Origin of the sequence: Mesorhizobium sp. M2A.F.Ca.ET.067.02.1.1, assembly GCF_004023285.1 — a bacterium.
In the GTDB taxonomy this organism is placed as follows: domain Bacteria; phylum Pseudomonadota; class Alphaproteobacteria; order Rhizobiales; family Rhizobiaceae; genus Mesorhizobium.
In genome coordinates this window covers 1-2,445 of the sequence record NZ_RZSB01000834.1, presented here as the reverse complement: position 1 = coordinate 2,445, position 2,445 = coordinate 1, and the positions used below count along the sequence as shown (strand labels likewise).

The 2,445-nt window shown below is 61.8% G+C and carries 3 protein-coding genes; 1 reads left to right on the top strand and 2 read right to left on the bottom strand.

The genetic code is table 11. The annotated features are described in order from the left end of the window. Nucleotides 1–80 (bottom strand): hypothetical protein (locus EOA28_RS39195; RefSeq protein WP_245501648.1); only part of this gene is annotated, 80 nt, incomplete at its 3' end. A 442-nt stretch (nucleotides 81–522) separates the two neighbouring features. On the opposite strand from EOA28_RS39195, the gene EOA28_RS32490 reads away from it, so the two are divergent. Further along, nucleotides 523–1,548 (top strand): DMT family transporter, encoded by a 1,026-nt coding sequence (locus tag EOA28_RS32490; protein WP_127251033.1) that lies wholly within the window; start codon nucleotides 523–525, stop codon nucleotides 1,546–1,548. Nucleotides 1,549–1,695: 147 nt separating this feature from the next. On the opposite strand, the gene EOA28_RS32485 is transcribed toward EOA28_RS32490, so the two are convergent. Continuing rightward, the coding region (locus EOA28_RS32485; RefSeq protein WP_148671003.1) for a tetratricopeptide repeat protein at nucleotides 1,696–2,445 on the bottom strand (750 nt) is incomplete at its 5' end.

The window sequence follows — 2,445 nt, the reverse complement described above, 5'->3', positions numbered from 1 at the left end:
CCATAGGAGACACCGAGGGTCGCGGCCGGCGTCAAGTTCAAGTCGAGGCCGGCTTCCACCACCGCCGCATCGCGTGCGATGGGCGCGCCGGCGATCGTGAAGGGGGAGCCGCCGGCAAGGGCGAGGCGGCGCCGATGTTCAGCGCGCCGGACCCCGTGCTGTCCACCGTCACAGTGCCATTTGTGTCGGGACTGATACCAACATAGCCATCAATACTGCTGACCGCGCCGCCGTTCTGGACCGTCCGGGTGCCGGTGTCGTGCAGCCGGATCACTGCCTGCGACCTGCCGTTTGCGCCGCTGTGGGCGGAGACCATCCTTGCGCACCACCTCTCCTGACGGAACCCTGACGCGATCCTAACGATCGACGAGACGCTCGCCGGCCTTTCCCAAGCGCTCGGCTGACGCCTCTTTCACTAAGGACATCGCGGGATCTTCGGCGAGGCTTGTCGTGCCGCTCGGAGCCAACCCACCAAAAAATCGACTCCGATTCGCCAGGACAAGACAAGGGGATCAACGGCCGATGCAAAGCAATGAAAGAGTTGCCACCGAAGTCCTGGGCGAAGACGGCAGGCGATACCTGGAGACGATCGAAAAATGCCGGAAGATCGGCCAGCCCTACATGATCGGTTTCTCGCCTGATCACCTCTGGGGGCTGGCGCTGGTGATGTGCGCCGCCACACTCTGGGCGACCGTGGGTGTCGCAAGCAGGTTTGTCCCGCATGAAATCGCAATGCCGGACGAGGTCTACGGATTCGTCCGCACGGTTATTGCCGGGCCCGCCATACTCCTGGTGGCGCGGGTAACAGGCGGCACCCGCAGGGTTAAGGCCAGCGCGGGTAGCTTTTCGGGATTTCTCCTGTTCGGCATTTCCTGCGCCACCTTCCAGGTCTGCCTGTTCCGCAGCTTCACGCTGCTGGGAGTGACGATAACGGTCTTTCTGACGGTTTGCTTGCCACCGGTCATCGCCGTCTTCTGGTCACTGAGGAAGCTTGGCGAACCCATATCGCGGCAGGTCGTGCTTCCCCTTGCGATCTCGATCGCAGGCCTCGTCACTTTCGTAAGTGTCGATACGGCATCGGAACAACCGCTCGACCTTCTATTGGGCCTTGCTCTGTCGCTGCTGGCATCTGCGGCCTTCGTCGTGATGACCAATGCCGCTCGCTCGCTTTCCGTAGCCTATTCGCCGAACCTTGTTTCGGGCCTTGGCCTGATCATCGCATCGCTGGTTCTCGCACCCGTGGCCATGATAGTCGCTCCAGGCGGTCTCACGCATTTCGGCGCGGCCATGGGGGACTGGCGAAGCATCTCGGTTCTGATCTATCTCGGTTTAGGGCCGACAGCTCTCGCCTATGTCTGCTATTGCGCGGGCATGGCGCGGTGCCGCTCCGCGGTGACTGGACTCGTCGCATCGATGATCGAGCCTGCGGTTGCCGCCGGACTGGCATTCCTGTTCCTGGACGAAACTCTCACGGCTTGGCAGGCACTCGGGTGTTTCATGTTGCTGACGGCAATGGTGGCACTTTGGCTGGACAAGCAAAGAACCTGAGCAATTCCTGAAAAAATGTAACGGGTCTTCCGCCCGGAATTGCTCCAAAGCGCGTCGCGCTGAACCGGATCCAGGCGACGCGTTTTAAGTCTTTGTTTGATGCATGTCGTCCGCCCAAAACCGCTGCGCACTTTTGGGCGACAGGCATTAGGAAGCGGGGAGGCCGGCTTTCGAAAGCATTTCAAGAAACCGCGAGTGGTGGCCGTCCCTCACATAGCGCGGCATGAACCCGGGAGCGACATTGCCGAGGTTGAGATGCGGGAGTTGTGACAGGCAGTGGTGGATGGCACGTGACGCTTCTTCATCATTTCCCGTCGCCGCGGCAGTTGCCGCCCAAAAAAGCGCGCCGCGCAGGAATCCCGGCTTTGTCCTGACGACCTTGCGGGCGACCTCGAGCGCCCGCCGGTCGTCTCCGCCCGCGAACAACGCCAAAACCAGGCCGTGGTGGCGCCAGAAGTCGATGACGTCATGCGCTCCAAGGCGGATCGCCTCGTTGGCCGCGCGGACCGCCTCGCCGACCTGTCCGCGCAAGGCGAAGAGCATCGCAATATCGCCGTGGCTGCTGGGATAGCTCGGGTTGAGACTGATTGCGTGCTGGCATTGCACGATCGCCTCGTCGATCCGGCCATCGCATTCGTATGCGAATGACAGGATGCAGCGGGCAATTTCGTCATCGGGCACGGCTCTTACCGAGTCTTCGGCAAGCTCGATCGCACGGTCGATATGCTCCTGCTCGCGAGGCAGAGCACCGAACGCAACACCCATGGTCGTCGCGATGGACAGCGTCCGTTTCGCGCGAACGTTGTCGGGCGCCAGCAAAAGAGCCTTCTCGGCGAGATCCTTCGAGACCAGGAGCGAGTCCCGCGTCATCTCGAAGTATTTCATCAGGGCTTCGTT